Annotated in this window: 26 protein-coding genes; 3 read left to right on the forward strand and 23 right to left on the reverse strand. The window is 50.0% G+C overall.

The window, feature by feature from the left end:
• Positions 1 to 95: 95 nt before the first annotated feature.
• The 22 genes from CS921_RS14185 to CS921_RS14290 form a co-directional block, all read right to left on the reverse strand.
• Positions 96 to 1,361, reverse strand: a complete 1,266-nt coding sequence (locus CS921_RS14185; RefSeq protein ID WP_099225013.1) for a site-specific DNA-methyltransferase — start codon at positions 1,359 to 1,361, stop codon at positions 96 to 98.
• Positions 1,362 to 2,054 (reverse strand): P27 family phage terminase small subunit, encoded by a 693-nt coding sequence (locus CS921_RS14190; RefSeq protein WP_476738464.1) that lies wholly within the window; start codon positions 2,052 to 2,054, stop codon positions 1,362 to 1,364. It lies immediately after the preceding gene.
• Positions 2,055 to 2,060: 6 nt separating this feature from the next.
• Entirely contained in the window at positions 2,061 to 2,408 is a 348-nt protein-coding gene (locus CS921_RS14195; protein ID WP_099225014.1) for an HNH endonuclease, read from the reverse strand.
• 162 nt (positions 2,409 to 2,570) lie between these two features.
• On the reverse strand, positions 2,571 to 2,999 hold the full coding sequence (locus tag CS921_RS14200; protein WP_099225016.1) for an RNA polymerase sigma factor sigma-70 region 4 domain-containing protein: 429 nt from the start codon (positions 2,997 to 2,999) through the stop codon (positions 2,571 to 2,573).
• A complete protein-coding gene (locus CS921_RS14205; RefSeq protein WP_009242858.1) occupies positions 2,996 to 3,220 on the reverse strand; it encodes a hypothetical protein in 225 nt (74 codons plus the stop codon). The genes CS921_RS14200 and CS921_RS14205 overlap by 4 nt, the downstream gene beginning before the upstream one ends.
• Complete coding sequence (locus tag CS921_RS14210; RefSeq protein WP_099225018.1) at positions 3,220 to 4,572, reverse strand: DEAD/DEAH box helicase; 1,353 nt, start codon at positions 4,570 to 4,572, stop codon at positions 3,220 to 3,222. The genes CS921_RS14205 and CS921_RS14210 overlap by 1 nt, the downstream gene beginning before the upstream one ends.
• Positions 4,553 to 4,834 carry a VRR-NUC domain-containing protein gene (locus CS921_RS14215; RefSeq protein WP_099225020.1) on the reverse strand — a complete coding sequence of 94 codons (282 nt, stop codon included), beginning with the start codon at positions 4,832 to 4,834 and terminating at the stop codon, positions 4,553 to 4,555. Before CS921_RS14215 ends, CS921_RS14210 begins: the two co-directional genes overlap by 20 nt.
• Before the next feature lie 141 nt (positions 4,835 to 4,975).
• Positions 4,976 to 7,249 carry a phage/plasmid primase, P4 family gene (locus CS921_RS14220; RefSeq protein WP_099225022.1) on the reverse strand — a complete coding sequence of 758 codons (2,274 nt, stop codon included), beginning with the start codon at positions 7,247 to 7,249 and terminating at the stop codon, positions 4,976 to 4,978.
• On the reverse strand, positions 7,249 to 7,578 hold the full coding sequence (locus CS921_RS14225) for a hypothetical protein (protein WP_022117879.1): 330 nt from the start codon (positions 7,576 to 7,578) through the stop codon (positions 7,249 to 7,251). The genes CS921_RS14220 and CS921_RS14225 overlap by 1 nt, the downstream gene beginning before the upstream one ends.
• A 4-nt stretch (positions 7,579 to 7,582) precedes the next feature.
• A complete protein-coding gene (locus tag CS921_RS14230) occupies positions 7,583 to 8,005 on the reverse strand; it encodes a DUF7768 domain-containing protein (protein ID WP_099225024.1) in 423 nt (140 codons plus the stop codon).
• Between the two features lie 86 nt (positions 8,006 to 8,091).
• Positions 8,092 to 10,080 carry a DNA polymerase gene (locus CS921_RS14235; RefSeq protein ID WP_099225026.1) on the reverse strand — a complete coding sequence of 663 codons (1,989 nt, stop codon included), beginning with the start codon at positions 10,078 to 10,080 and terminating at the stop codon, positions 8,092 to 8,094.
• A 64-nt stretch (positions 10,081 to 10,144) separates the two neighbouring features.
• On the reverse strand, positions 10,145 to 10,336 hold the full coding sequence (locus CS921_RS14240; protein ID WP_009242850.1) for a hypothetical protein: 192 nt from the start codon (positions 10,334 to 10,336) through the stop codon (positions 10,145 to 10,147).
• Positions 10,337 to 10,354: 18 nt separating this feature from the next.
• The gene (locus CS921_RS14245; protein ID WP_099225028.1) at positions 10,355 to 10,927 is read right to left on the reverse strand and encodes a DUF2815 family protein; all 573 of its coding nucleotides are present in this window, start codon (positions 10,925 to 10,927) and stop codon (positions 10,355 to 10,357) included.
• Positions 10,920 to 12,059 carry a DUF2800 domain-containing protein gene (locus CS921_RS14250; RefSeq protein WP_099225030.1) on the reverse strand — a complete coding sequence of 380 codons (1,140 nt, stop codon included), beginning with the start codon at positions 12,057 to 12,059 and terminating at the stop codon, positions 10,920 to 10,922. Before CS921_RS14250 ends, CS921_RS14245 begins: the two co-directional genes overlap by 8 nt.
• Positions 12,049 to 12,378, reverse strand: a complete 330-nt coding sequence (locus tag CS921_RS14255; RefSeq protein WP_022117884.1) for a hypothetical protein — start codon at positions 12,376 to 12,378, stop codon at positions 12,049 to 12,051. The genes CS921_RS14250 and CS921_RS14255 overlap by 11 nt, the downstream gene beginning before the upstream one ends.
• Before the next feature lie 287 nt (positions 12,379 to 12,665).
• Entirely contained in the window at positions 12,666 to 13,184 is a 519-nt protein-coding gene (locus CS921_RS14260; protein ID WP_022117885.1) for a sigma-70 family RNA polymerase sigma factor, read from the reverse strand.
• 155 nt (positions 13,185 to 13,339) lie between these two features.
• Positions 13,340 to 13,549 (reverse strand): hypothetical protein, encoded by a 210-nt coding sequence (locus CS921_RS14265; RefSeq protein ID WP_022117886.1) that lies wholly within the window; start codon positions 13,547 to 13,549, stop codon positions 13,340 to 13,342.
• Between the two features lie 88 nt (positions 13,550 to 13,637).
• Entirely contained in the window at positions 13,638 to 14,351 is a 714-nt protein-coding gene (locus CS921_RS14270; RefSeq protein WP_099225032.1) for an ImmA/IrrE family metallo-endopeptidase, read from the reverse strand.
• A 2-nt stretch (positions 14,352 to 14,353) separates the two neighbouring features.
• Positions 14,354 to 14,737, reverse strand: a complete 384-nt coding sequence (locus CS921_RS14275; protein ID WP_022117888.1) for a helix-turn-helix domain-containing protein — start codon at positions 14,735 to 14,737, stop codon at positions 14,354 to 14,356.
• Between the two features lie 127 nt (positions 14,738 to 14,864).
• Entirely contained in the window at positions 14,865 to 15,236 is a 372-nt protein-coding gene (locus tag CS921_RS14280) for an ASCH domain-containing protein (RefSeq protein WP_022117889.1), read from the reverse strand.
• On the reverse strand, positions 15,211 to 16,308 hold the full coding sequence (locus CS921_RS14285; RefSeq protein WP_099225034.1) for a hypothetical protein: 1,098 nt from the start codon (positions 16,306 to 16,308) through the stop codon (positions 15,211 to 15,213). Before CS921_RS14285 ends, CS921_RS14280 begins: the two co-directional genes overlap by 26 nt.
• Positions 16,309 to 16,321: 13 nt before the next feature.
• On the reverse strand, positions 16,322 to 16,837 hold the full coding sequence (locus tag CS921_RS14290; RefSeq protein WP_099225036.1) for an ATP-binding protein: 516 nt from the start codon (positions 16,835 to 16,837) through the stop codon (positions 16,322 to 16,324).
• 204 nt (positions 16,838 to 17,041) lie between these two features.
• Here CS921_RS14290 and CS921_RS14295 point away from each other — a divergent pair, with 204 nt between their 5' ends.
• The 3 genes from CS921_RS14295 (at position 17,042) to CS921_RS14305 (ending at position 19,393) form a co-directional block, all read left to right on the forward strand.
• A complete protein-coding gene (locus CS921_RS14295) occupies positions 17,042 to 17,248 on the forward strand; it encodes a helix-turn-helix domain-containing protein (protein WP_022117892.1) in 207 nt (68 codons plus the stop codon).
• A 71-nt stretch (positions 17,249 to 17,319) separates the two neighbouring features.
• Positions 17,320 to 18,828, forward strand: coding sequence for a type I restriction-modification system subunit M (locus tag CS921_RS14300; RefSeq protein WP_099225038.1), 1,509 nt, complete (start codon positions 17,320 to 17,322; stop codon positions 18,826 to 18,828).
• A complete protein-coding gene (locus CS921_RS14305) occupies positions 18,818 to 19,393 on the forward strand; it encodes a restriction endonuclease subunit S (RefSeq protein ID WP_099225040.1) in 576 nt (191 codons plus the stop codon). Before CS921_RS14300 ends, CS921_RS14305 begins: the two co-directional genes overlap by 11 nt.
• On the opposite strand, the gene CS921_RS14310 is transcribed toward CS921_RS14305, so the two are convergent.
• A complete protein-coding gene (locus tag CS921_RS14310; protein WP_099225042.1) occupies positions 19,390 to 20,040 on the reverse strand; it encodes a restriction endonuclease subunit S in 651 nt (216 codons plus the stop codon). The genes CS921_RS14305 and CS921_RS14310 overlap by 4 nt on opposite strands.
• Positions 20,041 to 20,108: the final 68 nt, after the last annotated feature.

A 20,108-nucleotide genomic window follows, 5' to 3' on the forward strand; every position in this document is an offset into this window, starting at 1 on the left:
TGTATATACATCACTCTGAAAGCCTTATTTATCAAGCGATTTCCGACATTTTCTGAGGTAGAAAATCGCCGAAGAATCTGGACAGAAATTGTGTATTATACACTCGCCGTCGGAGAGGTCTCGACTTCCTTTGCCAGAGCGGAATAGAGGAGCTTTTCGCCGTTCCTTATTACATACACATTTTCCTCATCGCCGGTATCCTCCACGTAACGGCGAAGGATGACAGAGGCGTATTTCGGATCGAGTTCCATCATGTAGCAGATACGGTTTAACTGCTCACAGGCCATCAGCGTGGAACCGGAGCCGCCGAAGGTATCAATAACTACAGAATTCTCCTGAGAGGAGTTCTGGATGGGATAGCCCAGAAGATCCAGCGGCTTGCTGGTCGGGTGATCCTTATTGCGCTTTGGCTTATCGTAGTTCCAGATGGTGGTCTGCTTGCGGTCGGAATACCACGGGTGCTTGCCGTTTTGCAAAAAGCCGTAGAGCACAGGCTCATGTTGCCATTGATAATCGGAGCGACCGAGCACGAGGCTGTTCTTTACCCAGATACACACACCGGCGAGGTGAAAGCCTGCGTCAATGAATGCCTTTCGGAACGTGAGCCCTTCGGTATCCGCATGGAAGCAGTAAGCGGCTCCGCCTTTTTCGAGGTGGTCAGCCATGTTCTTAAAAGCTGCCAGCAGGAACTTGTAAAATTCCTCGCCCTTGAGAGAGTCGTTCTGGATCGTAAGGCCGTCCGAGGCTTTGAAAGATACGCCGTAGGGCGGATCGGTCAGGACGAGGTTTGCTTTCTTGCCGTCCATGAGCTTTTCCACATCTTCCGGCGAGGTGGCATCGCCACACATAACACGATGCCTGCCGACTGCCCAGATGTCGCCGGGCTCCACGAAGGAAGCTTTCTCAAGGGCAGCGGTGAGGTCAAAGTCATCATCGGCGATGTCCTTTTCATTCCCAGTACCGAGCAGCTTATCCAGTTCACCGGCATCAAAGCCGAGGAGAGATAGGTCAAAGGACTGATCCTGCAGGTCAGATAATTCGACCGACAGCATTTCCTCATCCCAGCCTGCGTTAAGCGCCAGCTGATTGTCCGCAAGGATATATGCACGCTTTTGTGCTTCCGTCAGGTTCTCGGCAAAGACGCAGGGCACGGTTTCATATCCTTCCTCGCGGGCAGCCGTAACGCGACCGTGGCCGACGAGGATGTTATAATCTGCGTCAATGACCGCAGGACTCACAAAGCCGAACTCCCTTAGAGAAGCGCGGAGCTGTGCGATCTGTTCTTTACTATGCGTCCGGGCATTCCGGGCATAGGGCACCAGTTTATCAATAGGTACCTGTTCCAATTTCTGCGTGTTCATTTACATATTCCTCCTGCTTCGAAGCAGCTGCTCCATCACGCTGTCCTGCGGGTTGCCCTCAAAGGGCTCGGTGCAGTTTTGCTTCACAATGTCATAAATCTCGTACCAGAGCAGGTTGGCCTGCTTCTGAAAGTTCATTAAAAGCTGTGTGAAAGGGCTCGCAATGGCAGCACCGGTGGTCGGGTGCTTTCCGAGCATGCCGTATTTGCTGACCGCTTCGGAGCACTGAATGTACCGGGCAAAGGCCTCAGAATAGCTTTCGAGCAGGCGCTTGTTTACCAGCCTCTCGCAGCCACGTTCCTTGAGCCACAGCCATGTTTCCTTATAGATTTCATCTGCGCCGAGGGGCTTGCCGTCCTTCTGCAGAGCAGAGAGGTAATCGTCCGGACTTGGCATATCCATGCCTTCCAGCTCTACGCCGTCACCGATGTCGTCAACATCGAAGTCGGTCATGTTTTCGGTGAAGTCAGGCAGCTCCATGCGCTTTGCAGGTGCGCCTTTCATAATTTTGTCGGCGAGGGCGTCCGGCTTGGAGCCAGCTTTGACACGCCGCCCGCCGCGATAGGTTCCGTCTTTCGCCATGTCGATCACTTCCATTTCTGTGGTGCAGGGTTTAATACCCTGTTTGAATTGCAATTTTTGCGTAAAAGACCCCGCGCCGTTTTCCGGGAAAACAGGTCGTAGAGATTCCACCCGCCCCTACCGGTCGCCGCGCTCGTGGTGAATCTTCTCGTGACACGAACGACAAAGGCTCATGAGGTTGGACTCCTCGTTCGTTCCTCCATCAGCCAGAGGAATGATGTGGTGGACTTCCTCGACCGCGACGTAGCGTCCGGCCTTTAAGCACTGCTCACAGAGCGGGTGCTTGTGAACGTACCTGTCACGGATTCGTTTCCAAGCTCTGCCGTAGCGCTTGCCGGGAGAGTAGCCGCGCTGGAACTTCTCGTAGTGTTGTTCCATCACCTTGGCGTGCTCCTCGCAGTAGACACCGTCGGTCAGGTTCGGGCAGCCGGGAAAGCGGCACGGTCGTTTCGGTTTCCTTGGCATAAGCCGCGCCTCCTTTCGGGCAAAGAAAAAGCCCTGCGGGTGTGTCCCACAAGGCTTGGTGGCTGCGCGTGCAGCCGTTTCTTTATTCTGTTTCGCTGATTATATACTATCATAAGTACAGGGTGGGCATCTTAGGACAAATGTGGACATTTCGGGCGCATTTCATATTTCGATAGGTTCTTTTGGGAGAGACGCATGCAGCAGTGCGTTTCCGTGCCAGCGCCGGATGGTGCGGGCATCTGCACAAAGCTCGGTGCCGATCTGCTCCCACGTATAGTTATGGATGTAGCGGTACTTCAATACCATGCGCTCGTCGGTGTCCGGAACTGCCTCGATCACTTCCCGGATCTGCTTTTTCAGGTCGGAAAGCATCTCAAGCTCCCGTGCGATTCTCTGTTCCAAGTCCCAGAGCTTTTCAAGCGTCCGGGCAAAGGGAGCCTCGGTGTTCCTTGAAGTCTGCACCCGGTCTTTATCATATTGGATAGCCGACACGCTTCCCGCCATCTCACGTAGGTTTTGCGCTTCCATCGTGTCGGACTTGATTCTCTGATCAAGGCGGTAGGCCTGATGGAGATATTCTTTTACTGTCATAAGGACTTCGCCTCCTCTCGTAGTTTTTGTATGAGATACTCGCCGTCTACACTCGTCAGTGCTTTGTACCAGCCGGAGCGGAAGAACCGTTCACATTCCATTGCATCCGACATAGCGGCTTGATTACCGGGTTTCTTTTTCAGGCGCTTCAGGGCGTCCCGGTAATCCTTCACTGCCTGCAGCACGATGGCATTGGCGAGATTTTCATAAGGATCGGTCATCACACCACCTCAAGATCAGCCTTGACCGCGTCAATCAGTGCGGTCTGCGTCATCTCTTTCTTGGATAGCGCCTTTACAATCCTTTCGTCGATGGTGCCCTTGGTAATAATGTGCTGGATCACCACAGTGCCGGATTCTTGACCTTGCCGCCAGAGACGGGCGTTGGTCTGTTGATATAATTCCAGCGACCATGTAAGACCGAACCACACAAGGGTGGAGCCTCCGGCCTGAAGGTTCAAACCGTGACCGGCAGAGGCCGGATGGATGACTGCTACAGGAATCTTTCCCGCATTCCAGTCAGCAATATCGCGGCTGGTCTTGATCTCTCGGACATTGAAGCGGTTCTTGATGCGGCTAAGGTCATGCCGGAACCAGTAGGCCACAAGAAGCGGTTTATCGTTGGCGGCCTCGATAATATCCTCCAAAGCGTCCAGCTTCCTATCGTGAAACTCGATGACCTCACCGGTATCGGCATAAATGGCACCATTTGCGAGCTGTGAGAGCTTGCCCGTAAGTGATGCGGCATTGGCAGCAGTCACTTCACCATCAGGGAGCTGTAATATGAGCTCCTGTTTCAAATCTTCATAACGGCTGCGCTCAGAGTCAGAAAGCTGCACTTCATATTCTGTTGAAACCAGCTCCGGCATCTTCAGATGGTCGGTAGATTTCATGGAAATCGTGATATCCGAGATCCTCCGATAGATGGCGTCCTCCGCATAGGGCAGCGGTTTATAGGAGTAGATGATCTCGCCGTTTCTCTTGTCCGGCATGAAGTAATTTGTCCGGTACTGCGTGATAAAGCGTCCGAGACGCTCGCCCATATCCAGCACTTTAAACTCTGCCCACAGATCCATAAGGCCGTTCGAAGAAGGAGTGCCGGTCAGGCCGATAATCCGGTGAATCTGTGGCCGTACCTTCATCAGAGACTTGAAGCGCTTGGATTTATGATTTTTGAAGGACGACAGCTCATCGATAATCACTATATCGAAGTCAAAGGGAAAGCCGGACTCGTCAATGAGCCACTGCAGGTTCTCACGGTTGATGATCGTGATATCCGCTTGCTGCATGAGAGCGGCTTTTCGCTCCTTCGATGTCCCGACTGCGACCGCATAGGTAAGACCTCTTAGGTGCTCCCATTTCTGGATTTCTGCTGGCCATGTATCGCGGGCGACTCTTAAGGGAGCTACCACTAAAGCGCGATGCACTTCGAAGCTGTCAAACAACAGGCCATATACTGCCGTCAGACTGATGATCGTCTTTCCAAGTCCCATATCTAAAAGGACTGCGGCCACAGGGTGTTTTTCAATATAGCGGATGGCATAGTCCTGATAATCATGTGGATTGAAGTTCATCGATCATCCCTCCAATCTGCTCCGGATCGTCAATGACATATACCGCAAAGCCCATCTCCCGCAGCAGCCTGTGGCGAGAGAGCTGGAGTGGGCGTGGCTTTTTGCCGGGTGCCTTCAGCTCCGCGAAACCGATATGGCCGTCAGGGAGTAAGATCAGACGGTCGGGCATTCCTGCGAAAGAGGGACACACCAGCTTAAGTGCAATGCCGCCGTTCTTTTTCACCGCCATAGTTAACTTGTTTTCTATCTGTTTTTCTATCATTGCAAACCTCCGTCAGGCGTTAATTTCAGGGGATGTGCAAGGTGTATCAATGGTATTTACCAAACTTTTTCTTAGAGCTATTTTTTTAGGCCTAAGAGAGTTTTTATATAAGACCTTGATACACCTTGTCATAGTCCCGGATTACTGCAGAAAATCTTCCTCTGCGCCGCTGTCCTCATGAATCTTTAAGCCCTTGAAATAGCGCTTCCGATTCAGTGTCAGCCGCTCGAATCCGGCTTTCTCCAGCGCAAAGTAAAAGTCTGCCGTGCTGCGAACATACTCATTGCAATCCAGCGAGTAGTTGCGGTATGCCTGATAGAGCGCCGAGGAGCTTTCCTTAAAGGACTCATCTACATCGCACTTCTCATCCAGAAAATGTCCGAACCAGTCGTTCTGGCTGCGATATTCATCGATGGCCTTTGTTACGCAGTCCGGAACCGGAATCTGGTAGTCCAGCGCGATGACCTTTTTAGCACCTTCGATGATCCATGCCAGAATGCTTTCACCGGCATTTTCATATAGGTACTCACCGTAATTTTTGATGTCGGCCTTGCCCTCGATCTTGGCGTTGAACGGGATCACGATAAGCCTGCGCCAGATACCGTCATCGGAAGCGGAGACGCGAGGCAGGTGGTTCGTATACAGCACCAGCGTATGGCAGGGCTTGAAGGAAAACGGGTCTTTATACTTTTTCTCCGCAAACACATCGTCCGTAGAGCAGAGCTGCTTGACGGTGGAGTCGTTGAGCCTTGCGCCTTCCTGCATTTCCGCAGCGATCAGCAGGCGTTTACCTTTGACTTCAGCCATTTCCGGTTTGATGTTTCTGCGGCAGCCGACGGTCAAGGTATCTGCGGATATATTTCCGCTGTAGAGTCCCAGCACGCGGGAGATGGCATTCCAGAAGGTGGATTTGCCGTTGCGTCCATCGCCGTATGCGATGATGAGCGCCTCCACAAAAACTTTCCCGATAGCAGCAAGGCCGCAGATCATCTGTACATAGTCGATAAGCTGCTGATCCTTCTGAAAAATCAGATCCAGATTATCCTGCCAGAGCTGCGCTCCTTTACTGCCGGGTGACACGGACGTGATTTTCGTAATAAAGTCATCTGCAGAATGTTCGCGGGCACCGGCCATACCTTTGCGAAGGTCGTAGGTCGCTTCCGGTGTGCAGAGCAGGAAGCAGTCTGTGTCCAAGTCTCTCGGCGAGATTTCCAGCATCGGGTGTGTCTCTTTGAGGGTAGATGTAATGTTTTTGGAGTCGCGTCTGCGAACGGCAAAGCTCTGGTAGGCCTTGGCGGCAAGGAACTCCTGATAGGCCTCCATCTGCTCATCGCTCATCAGCTGTTCGGCTTTGGCCTTGGATGTGTTATCAAGGATTTCCTGCGCACCACAGTTCTTGAGCTTCTGCAGAGCCTCCATCATATTTTGATTGGCTTCTGCGAGCTGCCTGCGGGTGAGTTCATGAGCGACGGCATGTGCGCCGGGCTCTGTTTCCTGCCAGTAGTGATCGCTATATCGGATAAAGTGGGTGGCCGGTGAGTAGCGCAGCTCGTTTGCAAAATACTTCGAGAGCACCTCGGCCTGCCCGACGTCGGAAAAGTCCTCCGGCTTATAGCTGTTCTCGTCGTTATAAACTTCCGGAGGGACATATCCGTCCTCACGGCTGATCTTGGAATAAAAGCGCTGGGCGCTGTGCCAGATTGTATTAAGCTCGCTGCTATCCAGAGGTGGCACGCAGGTCGCGGCCTTTTCCAGAAAACTTTGGTAGGCTTTTTCTGTGTCGCCGTATTTCTTTATGACAATACCGGCAAAGCGGGACATGGTAGCGTTACGGCTTCCTTCCGGGATCACGACGTCTTTCTCGTGGCCACCGGGCAGGTCTGCATCGAACTCGTCGTCATTCAAAAATTCCGTGAGGTTCATGCGACCGGGATAGAGCTCCACATTCGGCTCCTGTGTTCCGAAGAAGAAGCGAGCAGCATCCAGTGCCTTCGTATCGAAATATGGAAATATGGAATTGACCAGCTTCTTCATATCGCTATAGAGGGCAGCATCCGTTACCCGGTCGATGGGAAAGAGCACATGGAACTTTGGCCTTGCCGGTTTGCCGTTTTTCTCGCGTTGATTAAAGCGGCTGTAATGGATGGCGAGGCTTACTCCCGGAAATGCCTCCAGCACGTCTGCCGGTGTGATCCAGTCTTTCGGATCTTCTGAATGGTCATTATCACAGTCCACGGGAAGACAGTCAGCGGAGAGGAAGTTGTCGCTGTTGCGGTAGTGATTTTTGTACTCCGCACACACATAGTCGTGACCGACTGCGTCTTTCATGCTGTCCGCATCCATGACAACGGTCTTATGTGGATAGGAGCAGTTTCCGGGATTGCCGATAAAATCGGCACTATACAGGGTAAACATCAGTCGTACACCTCCTCCGATTCTTCCTCCAGCACCTTCGTGATAAATTTCAGGGCGCGGATCATAGTTTCCAGTTCGCAGTCGCCGCCGAGGGTAACTTCAAAACCGTTGCAGCCGAATCTGTCCATAAAAGGCGTGACATGGATATCTGTGCTGGCTTCATCGGAAATGCGGAAATAGGTGCGTCCGCCGTGGCCGGTGTCGCCACCTTTGTATCCGGTTGTTCCGGCTTCGACCTGCAGGATATTGGCACTTACCACATCGCGGGTGTAGGTAGTGATCTCAGTGCCATCAAAAAGCTCTCTGCGACTTTCTTTAATTTCATACATAGCGTTAAACCTCCTGACATTCTTCTGTGAAATAGCGCAAGTGATAGCCTTTCCACTTGGCGCGTTTGATTTCTGCTTCCATACCGGATGAGATGCGGCTGCCGAATACCCAGATCTCAGCGCACTTGCTCATGAGGGCATTTCCGAAGAAAAGACCAAGCTCACGTTCTTCCGGATTGTCATCATCAAGGAACTGCGGAAATAGCAGGTGCGGTGCGATAGGGATAAATCCCTTGTCCACGGCAAAGCGGCTGTAGCGTCTGGCGTTGGCTACGTTTGTCTCCACATCTCCGGAAAACGGAGAGCAGATGTAGACGATAGGCCGGAAAGCACGAAGGGGCTGCTTTTCATTTGCAGCAATCCGGGAGAGCGCTTCACCCGCAGTTGGGTCAGGATAGCCTTCGCTGTTGCGATATTCGTTGCTCACTGGGGAGTCCTCCTTTCCGGGCAGACTTAAAGGCGTCCACCTCCAATTTCCACTGGAGATGAACGCCTGATTTGAGCGGACGATTTTTAATCTTTTTTGTAGAAGGGCGTGACATAACCGTCGGCGCGGAGCTTCAGGCCTTTTGCCCACGGCGGAGTCCTGCCCATCTGTTCACAGAGAACGTCAAGAGACATGCGAGGGTCTGCTTCGATGACCAGTTCGTCGTGAATATGCATGACGATGGAGCAGCAGCGCAGCGTCTTCATGGCATAGCAGAGAATGTCGCGGGAGGTTGCCTGTACGATATTTTCCACGAATTTCGGCCCGTATGAATCGAGCCGTTCCCATTTTTTCGTGCTGCCGATGCCCTCATAGGTAATACACTCGCCTCCGAATTTATTCGTACCGACCTTTGGCTTCACATAGGCGAGGTTCCGTCCGGAGGGCAGCGTAATAAAGAGCATTCCGGAGCGGCAGGAGAAGGTAAGCCCGTAGCTGCTGGTTGTGTGTTTATACTTCACAGCCTCCATGACAGCGCGGTCGACATCCCACCAGAATTTTACGATGTTGGGATTTGTCTGCCGCCATGCGTCCACCAGCGGAGGAAGCTCGTCCTCGGAAAGTCCCATCTCTATAGCGCCCATTGCCTTTAAGGCTCCGACTGAGCCGCCGTAACCGAGTGAGAGTTCCGCAATTTTGCCCTTTTGGCGCAGATGGCCGTTAATGCCATGCTTCTCAACCGGAACATGGAACATCTGACTGGCACTGGCGCAGTAGATGTCACCACCTGTTTCAAAGACCTTTTGACGCCACGTCTCACCGGCATACCACGCGATGACTCTTGCTTCGATGGCGCTGAAGTCGGAAACATAAAACTGCGTACCATCCTTCGGAATGAATGCTGTCCGGATCAGCTGCGAGAGGGTGTCCGGGACGTCCTCATATAAGAGCTTTACAGCATCGAAGTTGCCGGATTTTACAAGGGCGCGAGCATCGGCCAGATCCGGGAGATGATTTTGCGGGAGGTTTTGTAATTGTATAAGCCTGCCTGCCCAGCGCCCGGTACGATTGGCTCCGTAAAAGGCGAACATGCCGCGAGCCCTGCCGTCATCACAGACTGCACGCTCCATCGTCTGATACTTCTTGACGGAGGATTTGGCAAGCTGCTGTCGGAGTTCCAGAACGGTCTGAAGTTCTGGCGGAGCGGTTTTGATAAGCTCTGCCACGACTTTCTTTCCAAGGCTGTCGGTTTCGAGCCCGTTGTCGGAGAGCCACTGTTTCATTTGCTGGACGGAGTTTGGATTATCAAGTGCTGTCATATCTTTCATGGCAGCAGTCAGTTCTGACCGGGAGCGGGAGTCCATTTCGATGGCTTCTTTTACCAGATCCATGTCAAGCCGGACACCTCTGTCGTTGATTTCCTGATCGATGTGGTATTCATCCCAGACTTCCTCCGGCACAGGGAATTTTGCAAGTCGATCCTTAATGCCGATCTCGGTCTCTACATCTCTGATATTATATTTTTTGAAGGCCTCCCACTTGTCCGGTGCATGGAAAGGGTGGTTCCTTGTGCGACCGCCGTTTGTTTTCGTCGGAGCACAGGGCACGGAGAAGTATTTGATCAGGTCTTTTCCCTCCGTGAGTTTCTGTTTTTCAAGACCAAGGACGGCACCGACGCCTTCCAGAGAGAGCGGCAGTCCCATTGTGGCTGCCCAGACCATAGAGCAGCGCCAGCTTTCGGGATTTAAGAAGCGTGCGCATTCGGTCGAGAGAGGGTGGTTATCATGGAAGGTATCAAGGCTTACTCCAAGATCACGGAGATATCGGGATAAGCACACCCGTTCAAAATTTGCGTTGAAAGCCCATTTGATGACAGTATCATCGGTCAGGGCATCTATAATTTCCTGCGGCAGACGTTCTCCCTGTGCAAGGTCAATGACCGTCACCTCGGAGCCGTCGGCGCTGTAGCCGAACAGCAGTATCTCAAAATCCGGTGACTCGGCATATTTATATACGCCACATTTGGATAGGTTCACGTCGCTGTAGGTTTCGATATCAATACTGAGTGTTTGCATAGATTTTCACCTCAATTCAAACAAGCGGCTTAAGATCACTCCTAAGCCGCCTGCCGTTACTGGATTATTTCAGGGATTCCATACGTTTGATATGGTATTCGTCGTCCTGCGCGGCCTTTTTCTCCTCGCGCTTCTCACGCTTGAAGTCATTGATCACCGTCTGGATGGCGACCACTGCCCAAGACAGAACTACGATGCAGAAGCATCCGATCAGGATGTTGCAGAGAAGGGATGAAATCATAACTGTGCTTTCCATTGTTTTGCGCTCCTTTCCTTAGTTGAGAAAATCTTCATCTTCGTCAGTAGCAAAGTCGGACTCAGCGCTTGCCTTGCCGCCGAGAGGCTCACCGTCACGGATCTTCTGCAGGTTGTTGAGCCCGCAGGCGATTCCCTTGTTGCCGGAAGAGTTGAAAGCATAAAACGTGATGCTGGCTCTGCCGTACACGCCGCTGTACACTTCGGAGCGGGTGAGAATCGGATTCAGGTCTGCGTCCACGATGCCGGGTGCAGAGGTTGCATTGGCATTGACGAAGTAGGCGTTCTTGTAGGCCTCGTCGTCCGGACGTTCTGCATCGCCATCGCGCAGAGGAGTCTTCAAAACAGAGAGCGCCGGTACGGACTTGCCGTTGCCCTTGAGCTTGGCCTCTCCCTCCTTGTAGGCAGCTTCGATAGCAGCCTGAATCTTGGCGATGGTCTTGGTGTCGGACTTCGGAATGATGAGGCTCACGCTATACTTGGGAGTGCCGCCGTTGATGGACTTTGGCTCCCAGACATTTGCGTAGCTCCAGCGAGTGTCAACACCGGTGATAACCTTCATGGGATTGCTGATTTTTACATTTTTACTCATTGTCGTTTTCCTCCATAAAATCATTTTTTGCTGTATTCATGGCCGGGCGCTTGTCGCTATCCGGCACAAGTGTGGGTTTGCCCTGTGGCTTTTCGATGTAAGCCGTCAGGAGTTCATCAAAGCGGGACTTGCCGAGGAGCTTCTGCATGGCGGTGATGCCGAGCAGCTTTTTCTCATACGGGTCAAAGCCTGCTTTCTCGACCGCGTCAATGACGGCGGCCTCATTGCTGTATCTGCGGTTGCTTCGTCCTTCGACGAGCTTGAAACCTGTCCATTCCTTACCGGAGAGAGCCTGCTGCAGAGCGTATTCCTTAATATCAGAAGCCCAGCTAACCAGTTCATCTACCTTGCTGAGAATGACCTCGATCTCGGTATCCGTAAGCAGTGGTGGGAGCTTGAAATCATGCTGCGCGAGCTTCAGATTTGCCTCGGCTCTGGCGCGGCACTCGTTCTTAGCCTTGCAGAAGCCGCACCATTCACCGCACAGGAAGTTCCCGTCACCGGCAAAAGCCAAATCTGCGGTGGGCTTTAAGACTTCATCCGCCCAGCGGTACAAGTCGTCCTTGCTGATTTCGTAGGTGCTGATGTTCTGACGCCTCGGCTGGTAGATAGTCATGGAAACCTGTTCGATGTCGTAAATATCATCGAAAAGCTCCAAAGCGCCGAGGGCATAACATTGCATCTGCGGATTCTCCTCTGCGGAGACTAAGACGCCTAAGCCATGCTTGTAGTCGATTACCCGGAGTGTACCGTCTGCAATAATGATGCAATCGGCGGTTCCGAAGCCCTGTTCTACCCAGCGGGAGAAGTCTACACGCTGTTCGATAAGAACTACCGGGTCAGCACAGGTCTCTTTGGCGGCTTCGATCTGCTCCAGCACATATTCGGCATAGCCGCTGGTGCAGTCCTCCATCTCCTCGGAATACCACTTGAGGCTGTTGGTCGGGTCTTCTGAAGGAAGTCCCAGCGCGATTTTCAATTTGTGCTCGCCAAGTGCATGAGCGTCAGTGCCTTCTGCAGCGTAGTCTGATCCTTTGTCCTCATAGGTTTCGCAGAGCCTTGCCGACGGCGGGCAGTGCAGCCACCTGTCGGAGCTGGACGCGGACAGGATTGCGTGTGCTTTAGCTGCCATTGCCGATCACCTCCGCGTCCTTCATCAGGGCTTCATAGTTCGCCGGATCGATCTCCGAGAGCTTTGCGGCACCGTACTTTTTTAGCAGGGAGCGTACTTCTGCGGTATGACCGGCGCGGGACTTCTCAGCAAGGACGGCTCTTACGTCCTCCAGCTTGAGTTCAGGCTTCGGTTCCTTCTTGGCGGGGGCTTCAGTGGCCTGCGCTTCATTGTCATCACCGGAAAACTGCTGGTAGAGCCAGTCGGCTGCGGCATTAATAGAAGCAGCAGCGGTGCGGAGCTCTTCGATGGTCTGTGCCATTTCTGCCATCTTTGACATTTTCTTTTCCTCCTTCCTCGGATTGGCTTGCGGCAAGGAGTGAGAGGTTCCTTGCCAGTCTGGCGGATACGTGACTGATGGAATTCAGGAGCTTGATCTCCTCGTTCACGTTGCCACCTGTGTCTGCGTAACTGCGAATCATCTGTTGTTCACCTCGCTTTCTGAAGGCTGTGTTCTCTTGCCTTCACCTTCCACTGGAGATGAACTGCTGATTTGAGCGGAGGATTTTATAAAAATATTCCGACCACAATCCGAAAGAGGGACAGTGGCCGGAAATGGTGTGATGATTACTTGTTTTCGATCTTATGAAGCTCGGTGTAGTAGCGCTTCATTTGGTCAGCAAAGGTACGCTGCGGGCGACCGAGGGCTTCCGCGATCTTACGATCTGAAATCTTAGGATTGTCGAGACGCATCTGGATAATGCGGTCTGCATCCGGGTCAAGCTCACGGAAACGGGCAATGAGGTGCTTCAGTAGGTCGCGGTCAGCGTAGATATCTTCTATAGAAGGTTTGCTGTCCGGGATGTAATCGCCGAGGGTACCATTGCCGTCCGGAAGCGGCTCGTCGAGGGAAGTGGTATCGGGAGCGTGGTATTCGCACAGGTCGCACTGCCCGTCGCATTTCCAGAGATAGCGTTTGGTGCACATGCAACGTCCATGATATTGCTCGCGTTTTTGTGTTGCCCAGATATCTGGGTAGAGGGCGCGATATTGCTCCTCTGTGATAGGGGTGAGTGTGACCTTGAAGGGATTCTCCGGGTCACGAAGTGGAAAGTAACGCTGGTTGTCATTGTTTTTCTTATTCATAATTCAACTCCTTTGGATTTGTTGAAATCCGCAGGAGCCGATTTATGTCCGAAGAGACAGAAAGACGGTCAAAGGCACAGTCCTCCCTGTTGGGATGAAACTATGTCCTTGGCCGTCATGCAGCTCTGCGGACTTCTATTTATTTATGGATCGGGTTAAGCAGCAATTTTGTAGCTGTGTACTTTGAAAGCCGAAGTGGTGATCCGTGTCACGACGGTTCTTGTGTTGTCTCTCTCGACAGTGAAGGTCTCACCGACTGACAGGTAGGCTGTCGTGCGATGACCTTTATACAGCGAGGAGACGTAACCGGTCGCCGCATTGCCGCGGCAAGCTAAACGACCGAGACAGTCTCGGATTTCTTCCATCCGCATTCCTCCTTTCTTAAATTCATAAATTAGCGGCTCCGCTTTTTAGCGAAGTGTTGCCCTAAAAAAAGAGGAGCTGGTACATGGCTCAAGAGAGGAGTCCCAGCTCCGAGAGTCTTATCGCTGCAGAAGTTTGCGATACCTGATAGAATCCGGCGAACTGTTCCAGAATCCATTTTGACTTGGGAATCAGTCCAGCGGATACAAATTTGTTTTTCTTACTGCGGTCGATGATCATCTGAAATCCGTCAGCTATCGTTTCTTTTGGCATAAGTATGCGAGGGGCAATACCATTTGCCTGCCATTCGAGCCAATCTACGTCGGTCCAAACATCTTTGAAGGTTTCGTCCTTAGCTTCAACGGGACAGCGTTGAGCTACGGCTCGTCCTCCCTTTAATGCCTCCATTGCCAGAAAGTAATTTCGATGATAAATCCAGTGAACACATTCATGTGCTACGGTATTACGGCGGCTTCCAAAGTTACGCTTCAAGTAGGTGTCCGGATCAATGATCATGGTCTTTGCCTTAACGAACACTTCCCGATATTCATCTCCAGATGGATCGTAGATTTCAACAAGCCCATCGGTAAAGCACATCTGGCCGAGAATACTAAGGTTCTCGGATAGGTGATATTCCTTGATGAGCAGATGCAGTTTATCTCTTGCGATCTCTTCGATAGGAACGGGCATAGGCTTTTCGAGCGCCTCCGGACAGTGCTGCGCTAAGATTTCTGCTGCCTTATCGTCGAATTCGGATTTGTACATCCGAGGGACAAGGGAGCTAAGATACGCTTCTTTTGTCATACTTATCCTTTCTTCTCGATTTCTTCCAGAACGCGCTGCCAAAAGTCATCACCGAGTTTTTTATCGCTGGCTTTACGGAGAGCAGCACGAACATGCGGAATGTTTTCATCCATAATGTACTCTGGAAGATCCGGAGCGGCCTCATTCCGTTCGCGACCAGCAAGGTCGAACATCTCTGCGCGTTCCTCATCCGTTAGGCGGAGAACATCTGCTATCTTAAGTAGCATGCTCATTTCCGGAGGATTTCGTCTGCCTTTGATGATGTCGGAGAGATAAGTAGCGGTAGTTCCCATCGCCTGAGCAATATCCTTTAGAAGAATATCGCCGCCGTCAGAAGCACGTCCGAGCCTCTTCTCGTTGATGAATTTTCCAAAATCGCCTGTCATAGTAAAATCTCCTTTCTTCGTCAATTAGCGACTTCGCTAATCTGCTTATTAGTATAGCGAGAAAATGTGGATTTGTCAAGAGGGTAAAAGAAAAAGCCACGCTGCTTTTCACAACGTGGCTCCTGAACTAATCCAGATATACAAATGACTGTGGGGCCTGACTGATTCCATAATCGGAGAGTTCTTTAGGGGTTTCGTATATTATTACGTCTTTGAGCTTGTAAGCAATGGCCTTATCTTTTCCGGCATAGTAGGAGAAGTAGAATTTCTTAGTAATGCCAGCTGCCGTTTTTGCAATTTCCCATATCTCCTTTGGAGTGCCCTCAAGAATTCTATCTATGGTAGCTTCACCAACCACCTGCTTCTGAGGGGATGATGCGTAAAAGATAATGCGGTTCACACCATCCTTTGGCTTGCTCTTGCGAAATTCGTATTGTTTTTTGCCTTCCAGTATTACTTTGGCATATTTAGGTTTAATCGATAATAACATTGTCGACATCGATGTTGCCCTCCCGTAGAATTGTCTCAAATTGACTTCTCGTGTAACGGAAATTCATCGGGTGGGTTCCGGGCCAGCAATCATTATCCTTCAACCATTTCCAGTTCACATTATTCCCAGCGCCGAAATAGCCGTAGTAAAGTAGCTCAATCAGCGTTAGAGAAGCCCATGTATCATATTTTATTTTCAGTTCGTCTTCGTCGTATACGGACTTGTTCCCGACCATATGAAGGAACTCATCATAGGTGCAAAGGGCCTGTCCGTTTGACTTTATCTTTTCAATTCTTGTCGCCACGCAATATGATGTTATGACAGATTTATATCCCGGACGACCGTCGGTGCCAGTGTATTTACGATAAATCAATACCGGCTCTCCGACCTTAAAAGCCAAGCTGTAAGGCTTTCCGATGTAAACCTTTTTTAGCCCATTTGCCACGCTGATGTCAACGCGTTCTTGCAACGTGTGCGCAAGTTCAGATGATGCAAACATTGTGTCATGGTAGGCCATGTCAATTGCGAGGCATCCTGCGTACTGCATTTGATTGTTTAAGAAAGGGAATGCTTTGCATGGATCACTAAAATCGAGGTTTCTACGATCTTTAATGTATACTCGCTCGCCATTCAAATTATTACCAACGTGTGCAAAGCCATATTTTTCGAGAAGAAAGATCAGGCTGGTGTGCTTCTCAAATACAGTCACATATATTTCATCGGTACCGAGATCTCTCCACTGCCAAAGTGTTAAGCCAAGCGCACCCTCGCCAATTCTTTGATGACGATATCGCTCATCAATTTTGATTGTAGTGATTTTAAGTCGAGCTACTTTAGGCAGTATGGTGCCGTCGGCAAGTTTAATTTCTTCGGCTTCAGCGGGCTTGAGATTAACAAAAGCGCCAATACCCTGATCATCTTCAAAAACCAGAGCTTTCTTGCCATCTGCAGCTTTTGCAGCAAACCATTTTACAAAACCGGTACTGGTTGAGGTTCCCGGATAATCGGCTTTTAAAGAATCAAAGAAGGGATCATCGAGACTAATCTCGGAGAATAGCTTTCGCTCAAATTTGCCTGCCATAAACAGCTCCTCCTTAAAGTGACTTTATAAAATTAATTGCCTGTGCAAGGTCTCCGGCACCGCCAGAAACAAAGAGTCTCGCGCCGATTTCAGTCGCGACTTCTTTGGCGTAGGCACATTCTTCTTGTTGAAAATCTTCGATGTGCTGGACAGAGGCATCAATCCTATCTCGCTCTTTACGGCGAGCAGCAATCACTTCTGATTTCTCCATCAGCAGGATGATCGCGTCTGGTTTCAAGGATGTAAAAGTGTCCGTTGAAATTCGAGTTATTTCTCCAGATGCATTCAGTAAGCAGAAGTGACCGTCCAGAATAAAATTATTTCCAGAGGCTTTCAGCTCATTTATCGCCTGAAGAAGGTACTGCTGGTTGTCGTCAATATCTGGAATGAGCTTGTCCTTGGCAAAGCCGGAGTGCTTTTTCTGCGTGATTAAGATGCTGGCCGAGTAGGACTCAATGCCGGTGGCCTCTTTGACCATATCACAAAAATAGGACTTTCCCACGCCGTGGACACCGCTTATAAAGATCATGAACGACACGCCTCCTTAGTACAAAATCGGCTGAGGAACCAGCCGTCTTTGTTATTATAGCAGATAGGAGTGTAAAATTCAAGAGAAAACGAAAAATAATCCTGCAATCGCAGGAGAAAATCTTGAAATTTGATGAGGAACGTGATATAATAAGCAAGTCGGAGTTTATGTGTAGACATTTTGACAGAAAATGGAGGTTGGCACATGGCCATTAGTTACAAGAAATTATGGAAGTTGTTAATTGATAAAGATATGAAGAAAAAAGATTTACAGCGTGTAGCTGGGATCAGTGCGGCATCCGTGACGAAGCTCGGTAAAAACGAAAACGTAAACACAGAGATCATAGAGAAAATCTGTGTGGCTTTGCAATGCGATGTCAGCGACATAATGGAAATGGTCGATGACGACTGAGTCCGTTTTTTAGTACATCAGAGAGAATAGAATAAGCATGGATACATGCGTTTACTTGGAGGTAGATTCAGATGGCTGATAAAACCAATGCCAACATTGGCTTTGAAAAACAACTGTGGGATGCGGCTTGCGTCCTGTGGGGACATATTCCCGCAGCAGAGTACAGGAAGGTAATCATCGGACTCATTTTCCTGCGCTACATTTCCGCTGCATTTGATAAGAGGTATCAAGAACTCGTTGCTGAAGGTGACGGTTTCGAAGACGACCGCGACGCTTATACGATGGAGAATGTATTCTTCGTACCGGAAGAAGCAAGATGGAGTACGATTGCTTCCGCTGCTCATACTCCGGAAATCGGAACGGTTATTGATACGGCAATGAGAGCCATCGAAGCCGAAAATAAAACACTGAAGAATGTTCTTCCAAAGAACTATGCCAGCCCGGACCTCGATAAGCGAGTGCTCGGTGATGTGGTTGACATCTTCACGAACAATATCGACATGAGCGACACGGAAGAGAGCGAAGATCTGCTGGGCCGTACTTATGAATACTGCATCGCGCAGTTCGCAGAGAAGGAAGGCGTAGGCGGCGGTGAATTCTATACACCATCCAGCGTGGTTAAGACGCTCGTTTCTATTCTGCGTCCGTTTGATAACTGCCGTGTGTATGATTGCTGCTGCGGTTCGGGCGGTATGTTTGTTCAAAGCGCAAAGTTCATTCAGGCCCATTCCGGTAAACGTGGAGCTATTTCCGTTTACGGGCAGGAAGCGAACGCGGACACATGGAAGATGGCCAAGATGAACATGGCGATCCGTGGCATTGACGCCGACTTTGGTCCTTATCAGGCAGATACCTTTACGAATGACCTGCATCCGACATTGAAGGCTGACTTCATTCTGGCGAATCCGCCGTTTAACTATCACCCTTGGAACCAAGAAAAACTGCTGGAAGATGTCCGCTGGAAGTACGGTACACCTCCTGCGGGTAACGCGAACTATGCATGGATTCAGCATATGATCCATCATCTCGCACCGACCGGGAAGATCGGTCTTGTTCTGGCAAATGGAGCACTTTCCACACAGTCCAGCGGCGAAGGCGAAATTCGAAAAAGAATTATAGAAGACGATCTGATCGAAGGTATCATCGCAATGCCAACACAGCTCTTTTATAGCGTGACCATTCCGGTTACCCTGTGGTTCATCACGAAGGGCAAGAAGCAGAAAGGCAAGACGCTCTTTATTGATGCCCGCAAAATGGGACACATGGTAGACCGTAAGCATAGAGACTTTACCGAAGAAGATATTCAAAAACTGGCAGATACTTTCGAGGCATTCCAGAACGGAACACTTGAGGATGTGAAAGGTTTCTGCTCTGTTGCTACCTTGCAGGAAATTGCGAAGCAGGATTATATTCTGACGCCGGGGCGCTATGTTGGGATCGAGGAGCAGGAAGATGACGGCGAGCCTTTCGAGGATAAAATGGCCAGATTGACATCAGAGCTGTCAGATATGTTTGCTAAGTCCCATGAATTGGAAGACGAGATCAGGAGGAAGTTAGGAGCGATTGGGTATGAAATTTGATGAAAGCTCACTTTACAACATAAAATCAGATCTTGACGGCACCAGATGTTCCTTGTTTGATCTTGCTACTTGGAAGAACGGCCTTGCCTTTAAGAAAATTGACTTTTCAGAGACCGGACGCCCGGTGATCAAGATTGCAGAATTGAATAATGGAATCAACTCCAATACATCATTTACTCAGGGCAACTATGGTGAAGATGTCTATATCCGGTGGGATGACCTGCTGTTTTCTTGGTCTGGAAATCCACAAACATCAATAGACGTATTTCGCTATCGTCTGCAGGACGGATGGCTAAATCAGCACATCTTTAAAGTGACCGCTAATGAGGAACTTGTAACGAAGGACTTCCTATATTATGTTTTGAAATTTTTAAAGCCTTACTTCACGCAGATAGCAACGAATAAACAGACGACAGGATTGGGCCATGTGACAATTGCAGACTTGAAGCGCATGAGCTTAGTGGTCCCTTCAAAGGAGGTGCAGAATCAGATTGTTTCAATTTTGAAGGCGATTGACGACAAAATCGAAGTAAATACGAACATAAACGAGAATTTAGCGGCTTAACGGTCAAGGCTGGAGACATCCAGTTCGCCGGACATCAGCTTGGGGAGTAATGCATCTCTCGTGGATGACAAGCACTGTATTTCGTCAATATTTGTCTTGGTTTGCATCCTGATTGCATGAAGTACAGAACCGATTTTCAGTTGTTCGTCCATCGGAGGAAGCATAAAACGGTATTTCTTGAAGTCCTTAAGCACTATTCTTGGCAATGCTGAGCCAGAAACATAGTTATCGCCTACGTCTTTGCGGACGGAAGGCTGCTTAAGGAGATACAGGAGAATCTCCGGCATTATGATATTTGTATCTGGTCTAAAAATAGCGATGGACGAAAGTACAGCTTCATCTTTCGCTTCGGAGCAGATGAATATCTCCTTCAGATAACTGCCATCTTTGGCAACTAAGATGTCGTTAAGCAGCGGAACACAATCGCCCTTCTGCATTTTGCGAAAATCTTCCTCCGAAATATGCTTACAGGACGAGGGATTAAAACCGTAGGTTTCCATATCCTTGACGGAATACATAGGGTACGGAGAATCAGGAGCATCTGCGGGGCTATAGTGTGATCCATCAGTTATTCGGGTACATACATCATCCAGCGATACTTCTGTCCAGTCAGAAGGAGCAATACCTCCATATGGTGCAAAATCCATGAAGAACTGACGGAAAAGGGCTAACGCTTGTTCCTCTAAATTCTCGTTTAAGTGCGATTAACTCTCAC

The organism is Listeria costaricensis, from assembly GCF_900183385.1.
Taxonomy (GTDB): Bacteria; Bacillota; Bacilli; order Lactobacillales; family Listeriaceae; genus Listeria; species Listeria costaricensis.